The 24934-nt window shown below is 51.8% G+C and carries 22 protein-coding genes; 10 read left to right on the forward strand and 12 right to left on the reverse strand.

Features of this window, described 5'->3' with window-relative positions:
- Positions 1-457: 457 nt before the first annotated feature.
- The 4 genes from MO867_RS01460 to MO867_RS01475 all read right to left on the reverse strand — a co-directional run bounded on the left by MO867_RS01460 (position 458) and on the right by MO867_RS01475 (position 3648).
- Positions 458-1465 carry a fumarylacetoacetate hydrolase family protein gene (locus tag MO867_RS01460; protein ID WP_252464166.1) on the reverse strand — a complete coding sequence of 336 codons (1008 nt, stop codon included), beginning with the start codon at positions 1463-1465 and terminating at the stop codon, positions 458-460.
- The gene (locus MO867_RS01465; protein ID WP_252464167.1) at positions 1462-2022 is read right to left on the reverse strand and encodes a VOC family protein; all 561 of its coding nucleotides are present in this window, start codon (positions 2020-2022) and stop codon (positions 1462-1464) included. Before MO867_RS01465 ends, MO867_RS01460 begins: the two co-directional genes overlap by 4 nt.
- A gap of 15 nt (positions 2023-2037) precedes the next feature.
- Entirely contained in the window at positions 2038-3117 is a 1080-nt protein-coding gene (gene hppD, locus MO867_RS01470; protein WP_252464168.1) for a 4-hydroxyphenylpyruvate dioxygenase, read from the reverse strand.
- Positions 3118-3396: 279 nt separating this feature from the next.
- Complete coding sequence (locus MO867_RS01475; RefSeq protein ID WP_252464169.1) at positions 3397-3648, reverse strand: hypothetical protein; 252 nt, start codon at positions 3646-3648, stop codon at positions 3397-3399.
- A gap of 348 nt (positions 3649-3996) precedes the next feature.
- Here MO867_RS01475 and MO867_RS01480 point away from each other — a divergent pair, with 348 nt between their 5' ends.
- Entirely contained in the window at positions 3997-4977 is a 981-nt protein-coding gene (locus MO867_RS01480) for a calcium/sodium antiporter (protein WP_252464170.1), read from the forward strand.
- A gap of 149 nt (positions 4978-5126) precedes the next feature.
- Complete coding sequence (locus MO867_RS01485) at positions 5127-6116, forward strand: glycerophosphodiester phosphodiesterase family protein (protein ID WP_252464171.1); 990 nt, start codon at positions 5127-5129, stop codon at positions 6114-6116.
- Positions 6117-6124: 8 nt separating this feature from the next.
- Here the strand turns inward: MO867_RS01485 and MO867_RS01490 are convergent, their stop codons facing one another.
- The 8 genes from MO867_RS01490 to MO867_RS01525 all read right to left on the reverse strand — a co-directional run bounded on the left by MO867_RS01490 (position 6125) and on the right by MO867_RS01525 (position 13098).
- Complete coding sequence (locus MO867_RS01490; protein ID WP_373565856.1) at positions 6125-6448, reverse strand: chaperone modulator CbpM; 324 nt, start codon at positions 6446-6448, stop codon at positions 6125-6127.
- A 2-nt stretch (positions 6449-6450) separates the two neighbouring features.
- Entirely contained in the window at positions 6451-7434 is a 984-nt protein-coding gene (locus tag MO867_RS01495) for a DnaJ C-terminal domain-containing protein (RefSeq protein WP_252464173.1), read from the reverse strand.
- Between the two features lie 332 nt (positions 7435-7766).
- Positions 7767-8324: a DUF4274 domain-containing protein gene (locus MO867_RS01500; RefSeq protein ID WP_252464174.1), complete on the reverse strand. Its 558-nt coding sequence runs from the start codon at positions 8322-8324 to the stop codon at positions 7767-7769.
- Between the two features lie 300 nt (positions 8325-8624).
- On the reverse strand, positions 8625-9092 hold the full coding sequence (locus MO867_RS01505; protein ID WP_252464175.1) for a TFIIB-type zinc ribbon-containing protein: 468 nt from the start codon (positions 9090-9092) through the stop codon (positions 8625-8627).
- A 475-nt stretch (positions 9093-9567) separates the two neighbouring features.
- On the reverse strand, positions 9568-11277 hold the full coding sequence (locus tag MO867_RS01510) for a flotillin family protein (RefSeq protein ID WP_252464176.1): 1710 nt from the start codon (positions 11275-11277) through the stop codon (positions 9568-9570).
- The gene (locus tag MO867_RS01515; RefSeq protein ID WP_252464177.1) at positions 11278-11931 is read right to left on the reverse strand and encodes a YqiJ family protein; all 654 of its coding nucleotides are present in this window, start codon (positions 11929-11931) and stop codon (positions 11278-11280) included.
- The gene (locus tag MO867_RS01520) at positions 11931-12593 is read right to left on the reverse strand and encodes a PspA/IM30 family protein (protein WP_252464178.1); all 663 of its coding nucleotides are present in this window, start codon (positions 12591-12593) and stop codon (positions 11931-11933) included. Before MO867_RS01520 ends, MO867_RS01515 begins: the two co-directional genes overlap by 1 nt.
- A gap of 49 nt (positions 12594-12642) precedes the next feature.
- Positions 12643-13098 (reverse strand): hypothetical protein, encoded by a 456-nt coding sequence (locus tag MO867_RS01525; RefSeq protein ID WP_252464179.1) that lies wholly within the window; start codon positions 13096-13098, stop codon positions 12643-12645.
- 916 nt (positions 13099-14014) lie between these two features.
- Here MO867_RS01525 and MO867_RS01530 point away from each other — a divergent pair.
- The 8 genes from MO867_RS01530 (at position 14015) to MO867_RS01565 (ending at position 24920) form a co-directional block, all read left to right on the forward strand.
- Positions 14015-15646 (forward strand): TldD/PmbA family protein, encoded by a 1632-nt coding sequence (locus tag MO867_RS01530; RefSeq protein WP_252464180.1) that lies wholly within the window; start codon positions 14015-14017, stop codon positions 15644-15646.
- A gap of 38 nt (positions 15647-15684) precedes the next feature.
- The gene (locus MO867_RS01535) at positions 15685-17016 is read left to right on the forward strand and encodes a TldD/PmbA family protein (protein ID WP_252464181.1); all 1332 of its coding nucleotides are present in this window, start codon (positions 15685-15687) and stop codon (positions 17014-17016) included.
- A gap of 27 nt (positions 17017-17043) precedes the next feature.
- Complete coding sequence (locus MO867_RS01540) at positions 17044-18675, forward strand: TldD/PmbA family protein (RefSeq protein ID WP_252464182.1); 1632 nt, start codon at positions 17044-17046, stop codon at positions 18673-18675.
- A 215-nt stretch (positions 18676-18890) separates the two neighbouring features.
- On the forward strand, positions 18891-19616 hold the full coding sequence (locus MO867_RS01545; protein ID WP_252464183.1) for a DUF4159 domain-containing protein: 726 nt from the start codon (positions 18891-18893) through the stop codon (positions 19614-19616).
- Positions 19526-20617 (forward strand): AAA family ATPase, encoded by a 1092-nt coding sequence (locus tag MO867_RS01550; protein WP_252464184.1) that lies wholly within the window; start codon positions 19526-19528, stop codon positions 20615-20617. The genes MO867_RS01545 and MO867_RS01550 overlap by 91 nt, the downstream gene beginning before the upstream one ends.
- A gap of 5 nt (positions 20618-20622) precedes the next feature.
- Entirely contained in the window at positions 20623-21525 is a 903-nt protein-coding gene (locus tag MO867_RS01555) for a DUF58 domain-containing protein (protein WP_252464185.1), read from the forward strand.
- 1 nt (position 21526) lies between these two features.
- Positions 21527-22741 carry a BatA domain-containing protein gene (locus tag MO867_RS01560; protein ID WP_252464186.1) on the forward strand — a complete coding sequence of 405 codons (1215 nt, stop codon included), beginning with the start codon at positions 21527-21529 and terminating at the stop codon, positions 22739-22741.
- Positions 22734-24920 (forward strand): hypothetical protein, encoded by a 2187-nt coding sequence (locus MO867_RS01565; protein WP_252464187.1) that lies wholly within the window; start codon positions 22734-22736, stop codon positions 24918-24920. Before MO867_RS01560 ends, MO867_RS01565 begins: the two co-directional genes overlap by 8 nt.
- Positions 24921-24934 lie beyond the last annotated feature (14 nt).

Here is a 24934-nt window from a genome sequence, read left to right on the forward strand (position 1 = left end):
CGAACGGTACAGTGACTACGGGGCTATAGCTGCATGAAACTGTCCGAAGTGTTGAAAAAATAAAGATTAGAATTACCCCTTAACTTGCAAATAGCTATTATTCTTAATCTCAACGGGTTGAAACGGCCTTTTGTCTGACCACGATATACAAAACGCAACGGGTTAATAATTATCCAGAAGTAATACAGGGCACATAAATAGCACAACCACAAGGCTATGAAATTAATTGCATATACAATTCTATTAAAACGCTAACTTTATTACCGTTCTGCATGTGATTGCTTAAGAAAAGCCTTTCAATGTCGATCATGAGGTATGAATGGAGAAATCGATACGGAAAGCGCAAGGAAGATAGTGAATATTCACCAATAAAGAAGTGGTCAAATAGAAGCCCGACCAAATTAAAGCCCGCAGTCAAAAAACTTGCGGGGTATTCAATTCTATCGGGCTGTCGGAATTAAACCTGCTCTACAGTCTGCTCGATACGGCCAAAAATTGACTGGCCTTGGTCATCCAGCATTTCAATAGCAATGGTATTACCAAAGTCCATAAACGGCGTGCTTGCAGAACCATTCTGGATGGTCTCAATCATGCGTATCTCGGCGATACAACTGTAACCGACACCGCCCTCCACAACCGGTTTACCGGGGCCACCATCCAGTTTATTGGAAACGGTACCTGATCCGATAATCGTGCCAGCACAAAGCGAGCGAGTTCTGGCTGCGTGGGCAACCAGCTGACCGAAATGGAAGGTCATATCCTGCCCGGCATTGGGCTCACCGAATTTTTCCCCATTCAGCTGGGAAATCAACGGCAGGTGCAATTTGCCCTCGCTCCAACGGTCTCCTAATTGCTCGGGGGTCACACACACCGGCGAGAAAGCGCTGGAGGGTTTTGACTGGTAGAAACCAAACCCCTTAGCCAGCTCTGCTGGAATTAGTCCACGCAGGGAAACATCGTTCACCAACATTACTAGTTGGATATGGGGCAGCGCGTCCTCGGCGGACACCCCCATAGGTACATCGTCGGTAACAACGGCAATTTCCGCTTCGAAGTCGATACCAAAGCCATTGCTCTGCGGCATCTTCACAGGCTCGCGCGGGGCCAGGAAGGTATCGGACCCACCCTGGTACATCAGCGGGTCGCTATAGAAACTCTCCGGTACCTCGGCACCGCGGGCTTTACGCACCAGTTCCACATGGTTCACATAAGCACTGCCATCGGCCCAGTGATAGGCGCGCGGTAGTGGTGAAGCGCATTGAGCCTGATCGAAAGCTACGCCCTGAATTTCACCGTTTTGCAGGCGCTCGTGCAATTTCTCCAGATCACCACGCACTGCTGTCCAGTTGTCCAGTGCACACTGCATCGTGGGCGCGATATCGCCGGCTGTCACCATACGGGTGAGATCGTCGCTGACGACAACCAATTGGCCATCGCGGCCGGATTTAAGGCTGGCTAACTTCACTGTGCCTCCCCTTCAGTTTTTTCCACAAATTCTTTTTCCCCGTGCATCCAGGCGGCGTGCCTCGGGGCTTTTTTCGTACGCGACCACTCTTCCAGCATATCTTCGGCAACCCGCTTCAGCTCTTTGTGCATACCGGGCTTGGCGGTGTTGGCGGCCAGCTCAATACGGTGGCCGTTAGGATCGAAGAAATAGATCGACTCGAAAATGGTGTGATTGGTGGGGCCGAGTACATCGACCCCGGCCGCTTCCAGTCGCTCTTTAGTCGTAAGCATTTCTTCCATCGACTCCACTTCGAAAGCGATGTGCTGCACCCACTTGGGGGTATTCTCATCGCGCCCCATCTCCGGCGAGTTGGGGATTTCAAAGAAGGCGAGCACATTCCCCATACCCGCATCCATAAACACATGCATGTAGGGGTCCGGCTCGCCGGTTGAGGGTACCTCGTTTTCGGCAATAGCCAGCTGGAAGTCCATGCCGAGGAGATCGCGATAAAATTCTACCGTCTCCTTGGCGTCCCTGCAGCGATACGCTACGTGGTGAATACGCTTAATGCCCATTGAAGCCTCCGCTTATTATTCCTTTTCTTGAATGACGCCGCGCTTAAGCTGGTCGCGCTCAATAGATTCGAACAGGGCCTTGAAGTTGCCCTCACCGAATCCGTCATCTTCCTTGCGCTGAATAAATTCAAAGAATACCGGGCCGAGCATGTTCGCAGAGAAAATCTGCAGCAACAGACGTGGTTCGCCACCTTCGGTGGTGCCGTCAAGCAGGATACCGCGACTCTGAAATTCCACGGTGGGCTCACCATGGCCGGGCAGACGCTCTTCCAGCATTTCGTAATAGGTCTCCGGCGGCGGAGTCATAAACTCCATGCCCTGCTCTTTCAGGCGATCCCAGCAAGCTACCAGGTCGTCACAGGCAAAGGCGATATGCTGGATGCCCTCGCCATTGTACTTCATTAGAAACTCTTCAATTTGACCACCACCACCGGCTGCCTCTTCGTTCAGCGGGATGCGTATTTTGCCATCCGGCGCTGTCATGGCCTTGGACAGCAGGCCTGTGTACTCGCCCTTGATGTCGAAGTAGCGGATCTCACGGAAATTGAACAGGTCTTCGTAATACTTGGCCCAGTAATCCATGCGACCGCGGTATACGTTGTGAGTCAGGTGGTCCAGGGTGTGGAAGCCACAGCCTTCAGGGCGGCGCTCTACACCTTCCTCCCAGTTGAAGTCGATATCATAGATGGACTCGCCATCTTTATAGCGGTCGATCATGTAGAGAGTGGCTCCGCCAATACCTTTGATCGCCGGCAGGTGCAGCTCCATCGGGCCGGTTTGAACATCTACCGGCTGGGCACCTTTACGCAATGCCTCTTGGTAGGCAAATTTGGCATCCTTAACTCGGAATGCCAAGCCACAGGCGGAAGGACCATGCTCCTGAGCGTAATAATAGGCATGGCTGTTGGGCTCATAGTTGGTGATAAAGTTGATATCACCCTGGCGCCACAGCTCCACTTCTTTGGCGCGGTGACGGGCCACCTTTTCAAAGCCCATCGCGGCAAAAACGGTCTCGAGAATGCCTTTTTCTGGCGCGGTAAACTCTACAAATTCAAAGCCATTGAGACCCATCGGGTTTTCAAATAAGTCGGCCATGCAGCCCTCCGTCTCTTATCATCGCGGCGCCATCATTCGGGGCTGCGGATTGTGTATTTAAAACGCAAACGAAGTTAGTTGCAGATGTAACTAATGTCAAGAGGCCCCAGGTCGGCAAGAAATCGGGCACCAGAAGCTTCATTCTGGTCACCTAATGCCAGGCGCTGCAATGTCGTCAGATTAGACCCAAGTAACAGGAGTGATCACTGAAGCGGAGGGAGGGTGAGGGAATTATCGGGTGCGGCACACGCAGTGCGCCACACCCGTGCGCAACCGGTGTTACTTACGGGTGCATTTACCAGTATCCGTGCGGCACATATGATCCTTGTGGAATTTACCCGTCATTTGATCGCATTGGCTTTTGCTCACATCGCCGGCACAGGCATTCTCAGCATGCTGGCAACAGCCGGTTTCAGCGGCTCCCATGCCCTTGCTGCCATCCATCCCTTCATCCTTCTTACGCTGTTCGCAGGCAGACAGAGTCAATACCATCGCCGCGGCCAGTATTCCAATTGAAGCTTTGAGTCTCATAGGGGCCTCCTAAATACCCGGCTTAGTGGCCGGTGACATGTATATCGCGGAATCTGCCGCGCATTGCTCTGTGCGACCCGCGTAGCTATACCCGATATATCCACCGGTTGAGAGGGCTTGCGACTGGACGCGCCACCCAGATGTCACCCTGCAGATTTACCGGGCCTTGCATTGACTGTAGTTCACACTGGCAGCGAAACCATCTGACTGACGGGACACTTATGTTAATTTGCCCCGCCTACACCAGCCACATAACTGAATACCTTTTTGTATTCCCCAGAGCCGGTACAATCGGTCCCCGTTTGTCGGGTAATCCCCCGGCAGGAATGTATCTATTGAGGACCCCCTATGCTTCTCGCTGCTGTTGCCATCATCGCCGGTTTTGTTGTGCTGGTTTGGAGCGCCGACCGCTTTGTGGATGGCGCTGCTGCCACTGCCAAGCACTGTGGTATGCCCACATTATTGATCGGTATGGTGATCGTCGGCTTCGGCACTTCTGCCCCGGAAATGGTGGTCTCTGCCATCGCTGCACTCAATGGCAACCCGGGCCTGGCTCTCGGGAATGCCTACGGTTCCAATATTGCCAATACCGGCCTGATTTTGGGAATCAGTGCACTGCTTATCCCACTTTCTGTGCACTCAAAGATTGTGCGGAAAGAATTGCCTCTTTTGTTGGCAATCACGTTGTTGAGCGGGGCCTTCCTTTGGAATGGGCAATTGGAGCGCTGGGAAGGAATTACTTTGTTGATTGGCTTTTTTGCGCTGATTGGCTGGAGCATTTTTTCGGCTCTGCGCAACAAAGGTGATCAACTAGAAGGTGAAGTGGAGACAGAGCTGAAGGAGAACCCCATGCCCCTCAATACCGCCATATTCTGGCTGGTAGCCGGGCTGGTGCTGTTGATCATCAGCTCTCGCCTCCTGGTATGGGGCGCTATAACTATCGCTGAGTCACTCGGGGTCAGCGACCTTGTCATTGGCCTGACGATTGTCGCCCTGGGCACTTCCCTGCCCGAACTGGCAGCAACCCTTGTTGCTGCACGCAAAGGTGAGCACGACATCGCTATCGGCAATGTCGTCGGCTCCAATATGTTCAATCTGTTGGCGGTGGTGGGCATCGCAGGCACTATCGCACCGATGCCGATTGTGCCCCACGAGGTACTGTCGAGGGATTGGCCAATGGTACTCGGGCTCACCATTGCTCTGTTTATATTTGCCTATGGCTTCCGCGGCCAGGGCCGCATTAACCGCTGGGAGGGTGCTGCCCTGCTGATGGCTTATCTCGCCTATACCGGTTATCTGGTTGGCACCATTACCAAAGCCGCGCTCTGAGCCGTTCGCCTGGGGTGGTCAAAGGCCACCCCCCAAAAAATTTCTTCGTCTTAATTCGCCACAACTTGCCATAGCTCCGCCCCTTTTCTCTCACCAAAACCAGCTAATATTTGCGGCGCCTTCCAAGAGAAAAATGCGGAGATAACTTTATGAAGCGGAGCACAATCACCAGAGGCGCTGCGCTGGCATCCCTGCTCGGTATCGGGGCAATCTATCTTCTAAACGCCTCCTGGCTGGCCCGCCCTCCCATGGGGAAACCCACACTGATTTCCCACCGAGGCGTGTACCAGACCTATAGCCGTGACAATCTGGAACGGGATGACTGCACTGCAGTACGAATCTACCCACCAGAACACGACTATCTAGAAAACACCACCGTTTCCATTGAGGCCGCCTTTTCCCATGGTGCAGATATTGTTGAAATTGATATCCACCCGACCACCGATGGCGAGTTCGCTGTATTCCACGACTGGACTCTGGAGTGCCGCACCAACGGCGAGGGAGTGACCCGCGAGCACACCATGGAGGCGTTAAGCAAACTGGATATCGGTTATGGGTATACCTTCGATGGAGGCAAAACCTTTCCATTTCGCGCCCAGGGGGTTGGCCTAATGCCCACACTGGAGAAAATTTTACGCTCCTTTCCCAATAGGCAATTCCTGATCAATATTAAAAGTAATGATTCAAGTGAGGCAGAGAAACTGGATCGTTACCTGCGTGAGCGCCAATTAGTAAAAAACACTCGTCTGATGGTCTACGGCGGTGCCAACCCCATAGCAAGGCTGCGAACATTACGACCAGGCGCCCTCGCTTTTAGTAGAGAAAGCGTAAAGCGCTGCGCTCTCAACTACCTGTTAATAGGCTGGAGCGGATATGTACCAGAAGACTGCCGCAATAGTCTCGTTATTGCACCAAATACTTGGCATTGGGCGCTGTGGGGCTGGCCCAATCGCTATATCGACCGAGTTACTCAGGCCGGCAGCATGATGATGGTCGTTGACCATCGCAGTGGAAAACAGGGCATGCCAGGTATCTATCTGCCGAAAGAATTGGCTTATTTACCGGGCGACTATAGCGGAGCAGTGTGGATCGAAAAAATAGAGGTGATTGGCCCCTACCTAAAAGCACATCAAGACTAAGAATACAGCTACTTCTTGTGCCGCTCCTCCAGCCACGCAAGGTGCGCCTGTAACCTCTCTATTTCTTCTAATAATTCAATAGCCAGGGCCGCCCCAGCCAGATTAATCCCCAAGTCTTGCTCCAAACTGTAAACCCGACGAACACGGCGCACACAAATTCCGCTAAAACGCCATCGGACTTCTTTGTTGCGCGGCTCAATGACGCCCTCTTCCACCAGCGCAATTATGCGCTCCGCCGGAACACCACAGGCCCGGCACAGCTCACCCAGAGTCAGTTCACTGTCTTCATCGAGAAGAACACCCGCAATCTGTTCAACCTGCTTACTTGTCACTTTCATCCCCCGATAAACTGGCGCGGATTGAAGTTAAATGCCTCACTGAATTGTCGATAAGCTTCGCGCTCACTCTCCGTTGTTGCCTGAGGTGTAACCGTATGCATCACCACATACAAATCTCCCGGCTGCTTCGCCGGAACACCGCGGCCCTTGAGGCGCAACTTTTTACCATTTGCACTATTGGCGGGAATCGTTACTTTTACGGGGCCGTCCGGTGTTGGTACCAGTACTTTGGCGCCCAGTGCTACCTCCCAAGGTGCCAAGGGCAGGTCCAGATATACCGTTTTGCCTTCTATGTGGAAGTGACGGTGGGGATTGAAGGCAACTTCCAGATAGAGATCGCCGGGTCGGCCGTCACCAATACCCAACTCCCCCTGTCCAGCCAGACGGATCTGTTGCCCTTCAGTGATTCCCTTCGGAATTTTGACATTGAGGCAGCGCTCATGCATTTGCGGCCGCCCGTCGGCACCCAGAACGGAATGCTTTAAGGTAATCTGGCGCGTGCTACCCCGATAACTGTCTTCCAACTCAATGGTAATACGCGCATAAGTATTTTCACCCTGGGCACTATAGGAACGATGCCGCCCACCGCCCTGGGCCTGGCGGAAAGCACCACGGCCAAACAGGCTTTCGAAAAAGTCACTGAAAGCCTCCGGGTCGCTATCGGTATAACCACCGCCATGGAATTCAAAGCCCTGATCCCAATTCGGCGGTGGCCGAAAATTCTGTCCAGATTGAAATCCACTGCCCAGTTGATCGTAGGCTGCGCGTTTCTCAGGGTCCTTGAGCACTTCGTAAGCCTCATTGACGGCTTTGAAATGCTCTTCAGCATCCTGCTCACTGCTAACATCGGGATGATACTTGCGCGCCAACTTCCGATAAGCACGCTTGATTTGCGCCTGATCGGCGCCTCGATCCAGACCGAGAATTTTGTAGTAGTCCTTGTATTCCATGGCTTTAATAAAAGCCGATGATGGGAGCATTCGCCATATATTTGTAGAGGTAAAAGTGGCGTAGCTACTGTTTGAATATCAACCGTTCATACTGTTAGCGATATTGAGGCGCCGATTAGAAAAGCGGCGCCATAAAACAAAGTTAATAAACTGTCTCATAGAATATTGATTTTTCCAAATACTCAATGGTTCCATCTGCAATACTTCAGATAGTTTTAACGCGCAAAATAAGTAGGAGACATTAAAAAATAAGGATATCAATCAATAACGAAGCTCCTATACATAGCAAATGCCGTCAAACAGTTTTTGCTCAAATATCCAGCATAAAAAATCCCTTATACATTAATTATTCTGCAAAACGACTACAAATTTGTATCTACATACATAGTACTATATGGACACAGAAATTCACCGGGGATCAAATAGCCTTTCTTTAAACACTCATCTAATGGTGGTATATAGTGGTCGCTATATGGATTAAAAGCAATATCATAAGAATTAAAGCCTTTAGCCTTAAATCGCAATATTAATTCGCTAAAAAATAATTTCTCCTCCTTGTCATCTGAGGGGCATGAATTATGGGATAAAATACGGTATCCCGCCCCTTTCCAGAACAAAAGAAGAGCTGTACCCGCATCACATAATGGATGGTTTATAAAGGCATACAGGCTGTCTAGAGTATTATCATCCCAGTGATAGTTGTCTGCTACAGCATGAATCTCCTCCCTGGATTGGAGCTCCTCTATTGTTATTATTTCATCCTCAGACACAGGAAATTGTTTGGCAAAATACATAACAGCATCGTACTGCTCTCCCTTGTCATTTATCATGTCACTCCAAAATTTTCGACTGGGTAAGCAGCCACATTCAAAGCAAATACGCGCGCGGTGTACTTCTTTCTCTGTTAGTTTTTTGGCCATTCAAAAATCACCTATTGTCTAGACTAAAAAATAGAAAGCTATATGCGCTCATCATACAGATTTGAGATACGCAATGATTAAGCAGCGTGATTTATGAGTATTTATATATAAATACTCGGGGCTGTCTTAAAGTACAAAATAGGTAGGAAATGCTGAGAAATAAAGTTCTCACATCCAATAATGTAGTACCGATCCATGGCAAACGCAGTCAAACTATTTTCGCTCAAATATCCAGTATCAAAAACCTAAAATAAAAATATTAATAACTTCCTTAAAAAGCATTATTATAGTTATTGGGCATCAACGCTTAGCAGAGTAGGGATCTTCTGCATTCAAATAAGCTAAAATATCCGCTTTATGTTCTTGTGAATATAACCATTCGCGAACTTCTTTCATCTTACTGTATAGTTCATTGCCAAATTTGCTTCTATATATCTCAGAAAATGTCTCTTGTGCTTTACTTTCCCTGATTTGCATTTGCCATTCATGTGTCACAAGAAAATTCAATGAGCCCGCAAGTCCCTCCGTCTTCAGTAATTCCCACTCTCCCTTATCCAGCCAAATACCACCAACTGCCGGACTATAATCTAAACGGTGTTCGCTACCAGCCTGTATCCTGATTTTTTGCATAATCACACCAGCGATAGGACATAAAATGGCCCGCTTGGTATCCTCTGCGGCTACTTCACTAAGTGTCTCCATATCGAGATTATCACTAAACTGATAATCAGGATTTTGGCGCTTCCATGCCAGGAAATCCTCAATCAAAATCCAGTTTCCCCTACAGAATGAACAAGTGTGCACATTTAGTCGGGCTTCGATAAAGCCCGGTTCAAGAACACCACTTTTGCAACTGGTACAGCTTTTCATAACGATCCAACTCTAAATTTTAATACCATCGGCACTTCTTATACCGGCGGACTTATCTAAGGAGCTTCTCAATAATCCCGTAACTTTCAGAGGCATCACGGAATTATTCAGAGGCCTCTAATGGTACTGATGATGGTTGGACAACATAAAGAATATGGTATTTGATGCAATCATTATCATCATTTAGCTATCACTAATAGAATAACATTGAATTAATATTTTGATAATTAATCAATGGGTAATTGGACGCCCGTAAATCGAACCTTTAAAGCAATCCCAGCAGATATAGTCCAGACAAACCAAATCGGTTTGTCTGGACTATAGGGTTCAGCGCTTATAATTTTTATTCGCCAAACGCTTTATTAAAAAATTATTATTTTTCAGTCTCGACTGATGTATTAAGATTACCAACTCCGGCCTCTTTTAGCAGGGAGTCCACCAGTGGTGCCATAGCGCGGTGCTTAAGGGCACTGCCTACCAGGGCTTCAGGTAAACTCTGGCTCCTGGCTTCAGCATCACCGTCGAGAATGCCCGTAGATGCGCGACCGTCAACGCCATTGAGACCTTCGACGGAAATAATCTTCATACCCTCAATCCTCTCCATCGGCTTGACGCTCTCACGAATAATATTGGGAAGATTTTCGTGCAAACTGAGTACTTGCTTAAGAGCAATTTGAGCTTCGTTCAGGCTGTTGTAGGCTTCGTTCATCAAGCGCTGGCCTTCAGCATCTACCGCATACTTTTCACGGTCTGCCTCAACCTTGATACGAATCGCTTCGGCCTCAGCAGAAGCTTGCAGACGCAGGGCCTCAGCCTTATCCTCAGCTGCTGATTTTTCCGCTTCTGCCATCACCTTGATACCGGTGGCCTGACGTTCAGCAACTTTCTGTGCTTCAATAATTTCAATACGCTTGTCACGCTCGGCGACCTCAACATCTTTAGCCGTGCGGACCTGTTCCTCGGCTTTTACTGCTTCGGCCAGGGCTACGTTGGCCTGCTGATCTGCCAAAGATTGCTCTTTGGATTTCTCGGCAACCGCAATCGCGCGTTCTTGTTCAGCTATCTCAACGGATTTCTGTTTGGAAATACGCTGCTCATCCAAAATTCGCGCACGCTCGATTTCCTGCTCCTCCAGGCGGCGCTCCTTTTCAATTTCAAGCAGTTTGGTGGCCTGCTCAGCAGCAATTTGCGACTGACTTACCTCGCGCTGGGCTTCAATCTCCGCTTTGCGCGCAGCGCGCTCCTGTTCAGCCAGCTCACGGGCAATATCCGCTTTTTGTGCGGCTTCGCGATTTTCCAGTTCGCGCTGCTGTTCCAGGTGGGCGTAGCGTTTTTCTTTGTCGATCTCCAGTTTTTGGCGCTCAGCTTCGAGATTTTTCGTCTCGATCTGCACCATGGTTTCTTGCTCGACGTCATTAACTTCCTTGCGACGCGCTTCGATAGAGCGGGTCATACTGGCAAGGCCTTCGGCATCAAACACGTTGTCCTGATTAAAGAATTCTTTGTGGGTCTGGTCCAAACCCGTCAGCGAGACCGCCTCCAGTTCCAAACCGTTCTTCAGCAAGTCTTCAGACACTACCTGCTGCACTTTCTGGACAAACTGGCTGCGCTGTTCATGCAACTCGGCCATTTCCATTTCCGCTGCCACCGAACGCAGGGCATCGACAAACTTACCCTCAATCATTTCCTTGAGGGCATCCGGGTCAAGCGTACGCAGGCCCAGAGTTTGAGCAGCGTTGGCAATGGCATCTATATCCGGCTTCACCCGCAGGTAGAATTCAGCCAGTACATCTACGCGCATACGATCCTTGGTGATCAATGCCAGATGCTCTTTGCGTGAAACCGCAAGCCGCAGAGTATTCATATTCACTGCAATAATTTCATGCAAAACTGGCAGCACCAAAGCACCGCCATTCATAATGACCTTTTGCCCCCCCATACCGGTGCGTACAAAGGAACGCTCCTTGGAGGCACGCGTGTACAGCCTTGCAAAAATGGTTCCGGTGACAATTAAGGCGACCAGTACAGCACCGGCAATAAACACTATGACGGGAAGGTTTCCTATCACTGCTAGATTCTCCATTTAGTTGTTTTCCATCAGGTGTTGGCTGGTCGGGCGGGTTACATGAAAATGCGCTCCCAATTCCTCTACCAGTAACACCTTTTCCCCCTGGTTAAATGTTTCACTTGTATCCGGCTCCACCATCACATAGTGAGTGGTGCCGTACTCATCACTAAAGCGCGCCTCCGCCGGCGAGCCAGCTTCAGCTTTGCCAATGGTAATTATTGCGATACGGCCAATAAAGGAATCTCTTCCCACCGCTTCACTTTCATCACCGATGGCAAAACGCCGCAAAATATTGCCTACGAAGCGAACCTGCGGCAACGCCAGAAAAATAACGCCTAACGCCAACAGACCACCTGGCAATAAAAACCCAAAAATGGACTCTAAGAGCATCTGGATGATCAGACCTGTTGCACCAAAGCTAACCAGGAATGTCACCAGTAAGATAAGGGCGGGTACCTCACCAAAACGCAGCCAGCCTAGTAATTTTGTCAAGCCGCCAGAAAGTCCGGTATCCGGTACGTCCACTTCAAAATCTGGCAGTAGGTTGTCGAGCAAATCTGAAATACCAATGCCAATCAATGTCATCACGCCTTCAAGCAGCGCTATCATAAACATTAAAACCAGCGCGCCGGTAAAAAGCAGATTCTGGTCTTGTAATAAAAATACCATCAGGCCCCCGACTTAATTTTGGCTAAACGCTCCTTGATGCAGTTGTTTCGCGCAAGCTCCTCGAGTTCCGCCAGCTTGCTTGCATCTATATTACAGCGGGAGGTCGATATACCGGTATGCCCAAGTGCCCGATTGAAGGCATCAGTGGCCTGCTCTACCTGAACTCCCGTTTTTCGGCTGCTGCCAGGGCCGTCACCAATAACACCTTTTCTCATGTGCTCATTGGCTTGGATAAATTCCTGTAACTGCTCACGCATTTCACGTTTTTTACCTTGCAGTGCACTGAGGTAAGAATTGAGTTCCTGCATTTCTACATCATTTTCACTAATGGCTTTTTCCAGCACCGGCAGTTGTGCCTCGATGTCCATTTGTTTGGCAATAGCAACCTCGGCCAAATCATCCCGCTCTTCTTTCACTGCGGTTTCAATTTGTACTGTCAGCGCGCCGTGGCGAGAATTTTCATCGTTTAGTGCTTTGCCATTAAGATATTTTGCCGCTTCCACTTTACCTAGTTGACCTCGCACATCAGCGATAGCATCTTCGATCTCTCTGATTGCCTGCTCCATCATCAACTCTGGCGTAGAGGTTTCAACCGACTCTACTACCGCATTGGCAGACGCCGAAATCAAGCGCGAAATACGTTTGATAAGTCCCTCCCCCATAATTAAATCCCTTCTTCTCACTAAAAAATAAAATAGCGTTAATCACTATTTAATCGGCAGTTTCCAACTCCAACCGATGTCGAATTTTCTCCGCCGTTTCGCGGTGGATACTGCGCGGAACCCCCTGGCGAGACAGGAGTACCATTTTTTCCAGGAAAGCATCAACGGCAGGCAGGAGATTTCTCTCCAGTACTGGCGCAATAGGCTCACAGTCGGTGCTGTTATGCACTACTGCCGCACTTTCTGCGAGCAACTCCAATACGGCTTCAATCAAAAGGCTACGTTGACTTTCCTCCAGGTAGCGCGCTTTTAATGGAAGCAGGGCTTCAGCTGAGGAAAGGTAAGCCTGGACCGAATTCACTTGCCTGGTCGAGTCTCTCGCCATAGCAATTAACTCACGCACTTTTTCACTTTGTGTGATTGCCCCATTGCGGTCAATCGACATTAAGTAGTTGTAGTCAACTGCCGACAATCGCGCCGAAATAGACTGGGATTTATTGAGCATATCGCTCCCTTTCTTACCATGTATACAAATGTACACAACCGTATACTACAGGTCAATATATAGACGGGGAAAAGGCCTGCACCGAAGAGTCTTTTCATCAAAAGAAAAATTCCGGCACCTTTAACCATTAAATTAAACCTCAGTTATAAAAGCAATTACACGCTCTGACAATAGGAGACTTATGGGAAAGGCCAGTGCCGATTAATAGATCCAATGAACAGGGCAGTAGCAAACAACAGTAATTTTACCTATTTCAAGAAAACCTTAGCCTTTATATTGATAACTATAAAATCAGCCATTATCTCCACTAAACGTCAGGGACTTCTGATACCAGCAGTTATATTGCGTAACGAACTTTTAGTAGTTTTTGGATTTACTGGGATCGTTCAAAAAACTACCTAAATGTCCCCTAATTTTATACTGCTTGATAAAACTAAGAATATTCTACTGGCCCACAGTCGACGATTAACATTTCAACAGAGAGAAAATTGTTTTAAAACATCACAGCCTTTGAAAAGCGATTGAAAACAGCTGGCAATTATCTTAAAGGAAAAACGACGTAATGTGACTGGGTTCGGACAGCTTTCTATTGGCAGTATCGAATGTTTGATACATATTTATGACACTGAAACTAATCATCCGAGTATCGAAAATTTCACTTTTGGTATGAACACTCGTTTCGCCAAGATTCCGAAGAGCGCGCCTCACTAACCTTCCTCGGAGTTATCAACCACTCGCCCCTGCCAGACCTCACTCTACCGAGCGACCACTTTACAAGAAGCACTTGCTCCTGTTAGTTGTACTCACCCAAAGTCTGAATGCAGTGCCCGTCAGGCCCCTTGATGTACCACCGGGCACCATAACAATAACTACACCCCCAGGGCATAAAAGCGTACTGGCGGAACTAAGGTAGCCAATGGAAAGAAGAAAATTCCTCAAGATCGCCGGCGTCGGCTCCAGTGGTCTTTTACTGCCACTACAAGGTATGCAAGTCAGTGCAGAGCAGTTGCTCAACGAGGGCATGCACAGTTCTCACAAGCGGCACTTGGCGGACGTGGTTCTAAATACAGCGCGCAAGGCCGGTGCCAGCTATACCGATGTGCGCATCGGCCGCTATCTCAACCAGTACGTGATGACCCGCGAAACCAATGTCGAGGATATCGTCAATACAGAATCCCTCGGCGCTGGTATCCGCGTAATAGCCAACGGCACCTGGGGTTTTTCCGCCACCAATGATCTAACTGCCGACGGCGTTGCCCGCGCCGCACGCCAGGCCGTCGCTGTGGCCAAGGCCAATGCTAAGTACCAGACCGAACCGGTGCGCTTAGCGCCAGTTAAAGGTGTAGGTGAGGTTTCCTGGCAGACACCGATCAAACAGAATGCCCTGCAAGTGCCCATCAGTGAAAAAGTCGATTTCCTGATGGATGTTAATAACGGCGCGCTCAAGGCCGGGGCCAGTTATATCCGCTCTTCCCTATATTTGGTCAATGAGCAGAAATACTTCGCCTCCAGCGATGGTTCCTATATCGATCAGGATATCCACCGCCTCTGGGCACCGATGCAGGTGACGGCCGTAGACAAGAAAAGCGGTGTATTTAAAACCCGCAATGGCCTCAGTGATCCGGTGGGTAGAGGCTATGAATACCTGGCCGGGCACGACAAAGACAAAATCCGCGGTCAGACCACCCTCTACAAAGCCTCCTACGATATGGCCGAGGATGCGATGTTGGCCGCCGAGCAGGCCAAGGCCAAGTTGTCCGCCAAGTCGATCGATCCGGGCAAGTACGACCTAGTACTGGAACCCTCACACCTGTGCCTAACCATTCATGAATCTGTGGGACACCCATTGGAGCTGGACCGGGTACTGGGCTACGAGGCCAACTACGCCGGCACTTCCTTTGCCACCCTGGATAAATGGCGCAGTGGCAAATTCCAGTACGGTAGCGATAAAGTCACCCTGTTCGCCGATAAGGTACAACCCGGCTCCCTCGGCGCCGTCGCCTACGACGATGAAGGAGTGAAAACCAAGCGCTGGGACCTGGTAAAAGAGGGCGTTCTGGTGAATTACCAAGCCACCCGCGACCAGGTCCATATGATCGACCAAAAGGAGTCCCACGGCTGCAGCTACGGCGATAGCTGGTCCAGTGTGCAATTCCAGCGTATGCCCAATGTCTCCCTGGCACCGGGTGAGGCAAAGTACTCGGCCAAAGATATGGTCCGCGATGTGGAAAAAGGGATTTACATCGTCGGGCGCGGCTCCTACTCCATCGACCAACAACGCTACAACTTCCAGTTCGGTGGACAGCTGTTCTACGAAATCAAAAACGGCGAGATCGTCGGCCAGGTAGAGGACGTCGCCTATCAGTCCAACACCCAGGAATTCTGGAACTCCTGCTCAGCGATCTGTGACAACAGCGATTACCGCTTGGGTGGCACCTTCTTTGATGGCAAGGGCCAGCCAAGCCAGGTGAGCGCGGTGTCCCATGGCTGTTCCACCTCCCGCTTCGACAAAATCAATGTAATTAATACCAAGCGCAAGATTTCCTGAACGGCAGCGCACAAGAATAAGTAATTGGAGAAAAGGCAATGGCAATTCTAAGTAGAAGTGAAGCGAAGCGTATTCTCGATAAGGTTTTAAAATTCAGCCGCGCCAATGAAGCCAGCGCGCAACTAGCCGGCAGCGAAACCGGCAATATTCGCTACGCGCGCAACAGTGTTTCCACCAGCGGTATCGTCAACGATATCGAACTGGCCGTTGAGGCCCGTTTCGGTAAAAAATCCGGTGTGGCCACCATCAACGAATTCAGCGATGCGTCCCTGGAAAAAGTGATGCGCCGTGCAGAGGAGCTGGCTAAGCTCTCACCGGAAAACCCGGAAGCCATGCCCATGCTGGGCGCACAGAAGTATGTGAGTGTGGACGGCTATGCCAAGTCTACGGCCGATATCACTCCGGACCAGCGCGCCAAGGCAGCTGCCGACTCCATCATTGCAGCAAAAGAAAAGAAAGTGGTTGCCGCCGGCTACCTGGAAGATGCGCGCGCCTTTGCTGCAGTCGCCACGACCAAGGGATTGTTCGGCTACCACGCCTCCACGTCCGCTAACTTCACCGTCACCATGCGCACCGAAAATGGCCTGGGTTCCGGCTGGGCCGAAAGCGATGTCACCGACTTTGGCACTATGAATACCGGCAGTACTTCCTCCGTGGCCATCGACAAGGCCGTACTCTCCCAGGAAGCCCGTGCCCTGGAGCCGGGCAAGTACATCGTGATCCTGGAACCTAACGCAGTCTCCGGCCTGGTGGGTTATATGTTGAGTGGTTTCGATGCACGCAACGCCGATGAGGGCCGCAGCTTTATGAGCAAAAAAGGCGGTGGCAACCGTACCGGTGAGAAGATGTTCGATAAGCGCGTGCACTTCTACTCCGACCCCGCCGATCTCAATGTGCCCGCACAGCCCTGGGCCGACGACGACCTTATGCCCTTACAGCGCACCGACTGGATCAAAGACGGCGTGGTGAAAAATCTGGCGCGTAATCGCTATTGGGCAAAGCAAAGCAAAGGTGAGGTAGTGCCAGAGCCCAACAATCTGATTATGGTCGGCGGCGATAAAACCACCGAAGAATTGATCAAAAACACCCGCCGCGGCATTTTGGTATCCCGCACCTGGTATATCCGTATGGTCGATCCGCAGTCCATGCTGCTCACCGGACTCACCCGCGACGGCACCTTCTATATCGAAAACGGCAAAATCAAATACCCGGTGAAGAACTTTCGCTTTAACGAAAGCCCGGTGATTATGCTCAACAATATTGAGGATATGGGCATCCCCCAGCGCGTCGGTATGTGGGGCATGTCCGCCATGATCCCAGCGTTGAAAGTCCGCGACTTTACCTTCAGCAGCCTTTCCGACGCCGTGTAACAGCCCGCACCCATTGAGGAAAATGAAATGGATAGAAGAAAATTTCTCCAGCTCAGCGGTGCCGGCCTCGGTGTTTCCATGTTGCCGTTATCTGGCAACTTGGTAGCCGAGAGCAAACTCACCCAAAGTGGTATCGATCTCGCCGTTAAAAAAGAATTTGCCGATGTGGCCCTGAATACCGCCACGAAACTCGGCGCCAGTTATGCCGATGTGCGTATTGGCCGCTACCTGAATCAATACGTGGTCACCCGCGAGATGAAAGTGCAGGATGTGGTGAACACCGAATCCATCGGTATGGGGATTCGCGTTATTGCCAACGGCACCTGGGGTTTTGCCGCCACCAATGACCTGACGGCCGATGGCGTCGCCCGCGCTACCCGCCAGGCAGTCGCCACCGCCAAAGCCAATGCCAAGTACCAGCAGGAGCCAGTACAACTGGCCCCGGTAAAAGGCCATGGCGAAGTCAGCTGGCAGACACCGATCCAGAAAAACGCTATGCAGATCCCCCTGGCCGACAAGGTGGATCTGTTGATGGACGTGAACAAGTCCGCCCTGGAGGCCGGCGCCAGCTATATCAACTCCATGTTGTACCTGGTGAACGAGCAAAAATACTTTGCTTCCACCGACGGCTCCTATATCGATCAAGACGTCCACCGTTTGTGGGCGCCCTTCTCGGTAACGGCAGTGGACAAGAAAACCGGCGGCTTCCGCACCCGCCAGGGCCTGAGCCAGCCGGTAGGACGCGGCTTTGAGTACCTGGAGGGCCGCGCTGAAGACAAGATCCAATCGCAAACCGTGCTCTACCGCGATTCCTACGATATGGCCGAAGATGCGCGCCTGGCGGCGCAGCAGGCCCAGGAAAAACTCACAGCTAAATCGGTCAAACCAGGCAAGTACGACCTGGTGCTGGACCCCAGCCACCTGTGGCTCACTATTCACGAATCCGTCGGCCACCCGCTGGAGCTGGACCGGGTACTCGGCTACGAGGCCAATTTTGCCGGCACCTCTTTCGCCACTATCAATAAATGGCGCAGCAGCAAATTCCAATACGGCAGCGACAAGGTCAACCTGTTTGCCGATAAGGTACAGCCCGGTTCACTCGGTGCCGTCGGCTACGACGATGAAGGCGTGAAGACCCGTAACTGGGATCTGGTCAAAGACGGCGTATTGGTGAACTACCAGGCCACCCGCGACCAGGTACATATGCTGGGGCAAAAGAAATCCCACGGCTGCTGCTACGCCGACAGCTGGTCCAGTGTGCAATTCCAACGCATGTCCAACGTTTCGCTGTTGCCCGGCAAAGAAGAGCTGAGCGTTAACGATATGATCAAGGATGTGGAAAAAGGCATTTATATAGTCGGTGCCGGTTCCTTCTCCATCGACCAGCAGCGCTACAACTTCCAGTTCGGTGGTCAACTGTTCTACGAAATTGAAGACGGCAAGATTACCAGCATGGTGGAGGACGTTGCCTACCAATCCAACACCCAGGAATTCTGGAATGCCTGCTCGCAGGTCTGCGACAAGGACGACTACCGCCTGGGCGGTTCCTTCTTTGACGGCAAAGGCCAGCCTATGCAAACCAGTGCGGTGTCCCATGGTAGTTCCACTGCACGCTTTGACGGCATCAATGTGATCAACACCAAGCGCAAACTGGGCTAATTATTGATCCACGATGGGTTAAGCCGAAAAACCGGCTAACTCCCAGTATTGAAAATAAATTGGTAGAAGAAAAGAAGGTACTCCGTTCGGGACCGTATGAGGCATGGATGCCGATTAAGCGCGCACCAAGATGTATTCACAGCGTGTCCCGAACTAAGCACCTTCTTTCCTTCCCTCACGACAATAAAAACCAACGCAGTAAATAGAGTTATCCCGTGTCCCTCACCCGTAAGGCTTTTCTCCAGCACCTGATCCTGGGCAGCTGCGCCGCAGCGCTGCCGCTGGGCAGTCGTGCGCAAAATATTGAATCGGGTAACAGGCGGGAGCACTACGATTTTTATTTCACCCGCTTAATGTACGAGTCCGGTGATTGGGATGTAGACCAGCGCATGCCCTCCAACCTGCTCAACTCGCTGGTGGAGTACACCAACCTGAAGGTCGACCTCAAAGAGCACATAGTGCCGCTGGCGGATAATAAAATGCTGCTGGCCCCGTTCTGCTACTTGGCCGGGCACAAGCTGGTGCAGTTCACCACGGAGGAAGCGCGAAATTTTCGCGATTATGTCAATCGCGGCGGCTTTGTATTTGTCGACGACTGCAACCACGATATCGATGGCCTCTTTGCCAAATCCTTCGAAGCGCAAATGGCTGAACTGTTCGGCCACGACTGCCTGCAAAAACTCCCAGACGATCACGATCTCTACCACTGTTTCTTCCCCTTCGACGAACTGCCGGTAACCAGCTTTGAATTAAATGGCTGGGGCGATGATCTGGTACATGACTACCTAAAAGCCATCGTCGTTAACGGGCGCATCGCCGTGCTCTACAGCAACAAGGATTTCGGTTGCGAGTGGGACTACGACTACCGCAACAAGCGCTGGCTCGCCATCGACAACACAAAATTTGCCGTGAACATTGTTATTTACGCATTGACGAGCTGACTATGCTGACCACCCTGGAAAATAGTATCGAACAACAACTGCACAACCTGGACAATCTGCAACAGGAAATTGCAAAAGTCATTGTCGGCCAGAAGCCCGTGGTGGAGCAGATGCTGATCTGCCTGCTGGCTGGTGGCCACGCCCTGCTCGAAGGGGTGCCGGGGCTGGGTAAAACTCTGCTGGTAAAAACCCTCGCCGATGCCAGTGCACTGGATTTCAAGCGAGTGCAGTTCACCCCGGATTTAATGCCTGGCGATATTCTCGGCAGTGAGATCCTCGAAGAGGACCACAGCACCGGCAAGCGCTTTTTTAAATTCCAGCGCGGCCCGATATTTACCAATATCCTGCTGGCGGATGAAATTAACCGCACCCCACCAAAAACCCAGGCCGCCCTGCTGGAATCCATGCAGGAGGGCTCGGTGACCGTGGGTGGTAAAACCCTGGAATTGCCCGATCCCTATTTCGTGTTGGCCACGCAAAACCCCATCGAACAGGCCGGGACTTACCCACTGCCAGAGGCACAGTTGGACCGCTTTCTGCTGAATATCCATATCGACTACCCGGATGAACAGGATGAAGTGGAAATCCTGCGCTCCACCACTGGCGCCGCCAGGATAAAACCCAGCCCCAGCCTGGATGCCGAGCAACTGCGCGAGATGCAAAAGCTGGTGCGGGAAATTCATGTGAGCGATGACTTGTACGGCTATGTGGCGGCACTGGTACGCGCCACTCGCGCCGAGACCAGTGGCAGTGACACCCTGCAGCAGTGGGTCAAGTGGGGTGCCGGCCCCCGCGCAGGCCAGGCACTGATCCTCGCCGCCAAGGCCCGCGCCCTGTTACAGCGACGTCTCGCCGTGACCCGCGAGGATATCCACTGCCTGCTGCTGCCAGTGCTGCGCCACCGGGTGCTGCTCAGCTTCCAGGCCCAGGCGGACGGAGTACAAATGCCGCAGCTGATTAACGAATTATTGGCGGTGGTCCCGGAACCCGGTCGGGATTGATCGACATGGAATACCTATCTCCCAAAACCCTGGCCAGCTGTCGCGATTTGGTGTGGCTATCTCGACATATTGCCGAAGGGGTAATGCTCGGCGTCCAGCACAGCCAGCGCCGCGGCACCGGCCTGGAGTTTCACCAATACCGTGGCTATCAGGCCGGCGATGCCATTCGCCATATCGACTGGAAATTATTCGCCCGCAGCGATCGCTATTATGTGCGTGAAACCGAGCAGGAAAGCCGCATGCATGTGTGCTTTGTGCTCGACACCAGCGCCTCCCTGGGCCAGGCAAGCTTTGTCGAGCCCAGTCTGAATAAACTGCACTACGCCAAGTGCTGGATTGCCAGCCTGTGCTGGCTGCTCAGTGCCCAGGGGGACAGCTTTTCCCTGTTGGCCTTGAACAATCAGCACAGCATCCATATGCCCGAAGGCCGAGGCGAAAATCACCAGCGCCAGATCGCCCTGCAATTACAGCGGCTCACTGCCAGCGACCACTGGCCGGATCAATCCCAACTGGCTCCACTGTGGCAATACTTCGAACGCCCCTGCCAAGTGGTTTTACTGAGTGATTTTTTTGAACAGGACAATGAGATCAGCCATTTTGCCGCACGCCTGCACGCCGCCGGCCGACCCTGCCTGCCGCTACAATTGTTGATCGAAGCGGAACAGACTTTCCCCTTTGACGGTGAGCTGAAGCTGCTCAACCCCGAAGCTAACTCCAATAGCCCAGCAGCTTTGGAGGTCGATGCCGAGCAACAGCGCCAGTCTTACCTGAATGCCTTTGCCCAAGCGCAGACCGAACTCAAAGCGCGCTTCGCCGCTCAGGACTGTTTATTGCAAAGCAACCTAATCGAGCAGCCTGTGGAAAAGTCCCTGCACCAGTTTATCCAACGTCACGGCAGGTTATGCTGAGATGTTGTGGATAAATAGTATTTTCCAATCCCCACAGTGGTTGTGGCTTTTCGCCGCCCTGACGATTCCTATTGCCATCCACCTACTGCGCCGAAGTAATCCACAGCAGATCTCCTTTGCCGCCCTCCAGTGGGTACAGAGATATTCACAGAGTCGCGCGCGCCGCCCCGCTGTGGATAACAAGTGGCTTTTGCTGTTTCGCCTGTTGATTGTTGCCATACTGGCTATTTTATTGAGCCAGCCGCTGATAAAGCGGAATTTTTATCCCCAGGAAATAGTTGTGCTGGTGGATTCACGGATTCCGGCGGAAACGGCGATGGATTTTATCCACAGTTCTCTGCCGCAACTTACAGAGGCCAATTACAAAGTACTGTGGTTATCCCCAGAAACCACAGCCATAACCTCACCCCCAGAACAAAATGTCGATCTGTGGAAAACTTTATCTTTGCTGTCCCGCCGCGCCGAATTGCGTTACGCCCATATCCTGTTGATAAACAACACTTTCCCCACAGCCCACCAGGCGCTCCGAAGCAGCCCCCACTGGCAGTGGCACAGCCTGAATAAGCCCACCACACCGCAAAGCCCGTTGTTGCCGCGCCTCGCAACAATGGGCGAAGTACCCAACTGGTGGATACCGTTATTGCAGGACTGGCGCCGCACCATGCCAGGGCTATCGGTACAAACTCTGGGAACGGAAGAAATACCCAATGCCGAACAAACAGATTGGCTGATCTATGCAGGCCCTGCCCCCCTACCCCAAGCGGTTAGCGATTTTGTCGTAAACGGCGGTCTGTTGATCACCGATAACAGTATTCAAGCCCCTGGCGATGTGGCCTTTGTCTTTGTGCCCGAGAATCACTCGGTACAGGCAGCTCCTTTGGGGCGGGGCAGCTGGCTTCGCTATCAAAAGGATTGGCACAGCGCTGATTTTTATCGGCGTGCGGACCTGCCCAACGCTTTGTGGCAACAGTGGTCGGCGCAAGACTGGCCACTACAGCACCTCAACCGCGGACAGTGGTCGGGTAGCGTCACTATGGGTATTGCTGTGGCAGACACCGATATCGAAAGACGCCGCAGCGAACAGCTGCAACCCGGGATGATTATCGCCCTGCTACTGCTGCTGACGCTTGAGCGTCTGCTGGCCCTGTCGCGCGCTCCAGCGCATAGAAGAAGTAAAACGCCTCCGGGAAGTTCTGAGGAGCCGCGTCATGGATAAAGGCCTGCAAACTATTGGCATTGTGCGCAGACGCTGGCAACAGACAGCTTTGCAACCTTACCTGTGGCTGGGCAGCGCACTCAGCCTGCTGGCTGGCTTGGGCGTATACCTACTCAACTGGCCCCTGTGGCTACTACCCGCCTGGCTCGGAATTATTGCGCTGGGGTTGTTGTTGGATCGCAACTGGCGCCCGAGCCAGGCACAGTTATGCCGACACCTGGACCAACAGTTTCCCCAGCTACAGGACAGCAGCTCGTTGTTGTGGCAGCGGGAAACCGACCTGAGCCCTGTGCAACAACTGCAGCGCAAGCGTATCGACAAGACCTTGCAACGATTACGACAAGACCCCGAAAAAATATCACTGGGTCCAGCTCACCTGCGTAGTCCTGTTACTCACGCCTTTGGTGTCTGCCTGGGGCTTTGGCTATTTGTTGTCGGCAGCCCTTTTTCTGTAACAGATAAAACGGGAGTCGCTCAACAAAGCGCCGCTATTGCCACAACGGAAAAGCTCGCCATCGTGGGGGCAGAGACCCGTATTCAACCACCCAGCTATACCGGCCTCGCGGCGTCCCGCCAAGGCCTGCTAGTCGATGTGCCAGAGCAGACACAGGTACAGTGGAGTATTGAATTCAATACACCGGTAGACGGCCTGGAAATGCTGGCGGAATCAGAAAATTTTATTTTTTCTCCCCAGGGAGAAGTCCCCAGCAAAGAGTGGCAGTTGCAGCGCAGGATCACTAAGGCAGATTTTTACCAGCTCTCTGTGCAGGTCTCAGATACCCAAGAACTCCTGCCGGAAATACATAATATTCAGGTGCAAAAAGACAGCGCTCCTGAGTTTGTCTTCGAGGCGCCGAGCCTGCGTATAGACACAACATATGGGCATTCAAAAACCATTCCTGTGAAAGTCGTAATTAGCGACGATTATCAAGTCAGTTCGGCGGACCTGCTGGTAACCCTCGCCAGTGGCAACGGGGAAAATTTACGCTTTCGCGAAGAGCGTATCGCACTCGCCAGCTTGCAGCCCAGCCCCTTAATTAACAGCAATAATGTTCACTACAATTTCTCACTACCCCTAGACCAGTTTTCCATGGAAGCCGGCGATGAACTCTACTGGTACCTGGAAGCTAGGGATAACCGTGAGCCCAGCGCTAATATATCCAAGAGCCAGCACTTTATCCTACGCTGGCCACAGGATGAAATCTTCGGCCTGAGTGACAGCGTGGGAATGGCGATCAAGGTATTACCAGAGTATTTCCGCAGCCAGCGTCAACTAATTATTGATACCGAAGCCCTGTTGATCGAACGCGAGAAGCTGCCGCCGGAGGAATTCCGCAAGCGCTCTGAAGGGCTGGCCTATGAGCAGAACCTGCTGCGTATGCGTTACGGCCGCTTCCTCGGTGAGGAGGACTCCGAAGCAGAGCATGCTGACAGCACAGCGGCACAGCACGCAGATGAGGAAAACGCCGAACACAGTGAGAATCACCAACCTCCGGAACAGGATGAGCATCAGGCGCACAGCGAAAAAAGTGCTAGCCCCTTTGCCCAGCGGGACTCCCACTTCGAACAGACCGAGCGCATTGCCGCTTCCGCCGGCCACCTGCACGACAGCTCGGAGCATGCCACCCTGTTTGATCCGCAAACCAAGGAACTGCTGCGCAATGCCCTCAATGCCATGTGGAGTTCCCACCGCGATCTCTCGGTGATCGAGCCCCTAACTTCTCTGCCCCACCAGCACCGGGCCCTGCGTTTTATCAAAGAAGTGCAGCAGGCCTCGCGTATTTACCTGCAAAGAGTTGGCTTCGAAGCACCGCTACTGGATGAGAGCCGCCGTCTCAGTGGCGAGCGGGAAGCCGTAGCCCCACAAACTGTCAGCAGTGAATTTGAACAGCCTGAAAGAGTGCAGCTTTTGGCATTAATGGAGCAGCTACACACAGGAGCCGATCTCGACATCGATTTCCAGGAACAAATCAGCAAAATTGCCACAACACAGGCCGCCGACATCAGACTGGAGCTTTCCAAACAACTGCGCCTCTACCAACAGCAGCCGTCATGCACTGAATGTCGGCAATCCCTTAACCGGCTGCTCTATCAACTTTTACCCATACCGAAGGCTGCCCCTTCACTGCCATTACAAGCCGAACAAAAGAGTAATTTCAGCCGTTGGCTGCACCAGTAAGGGAACAGTAAACA

Origin of the sequence: Microbulbifer okhotskensis (genome assembly GCF_023895975.1) — a bacterium.
Lineage (GTDB): Bacteria > Pseudomonadota > Gammaproteobacteria > Pseudomonadales > Cellvibrionaceae > Microbulbifer > Microbulbifer okhotskensis.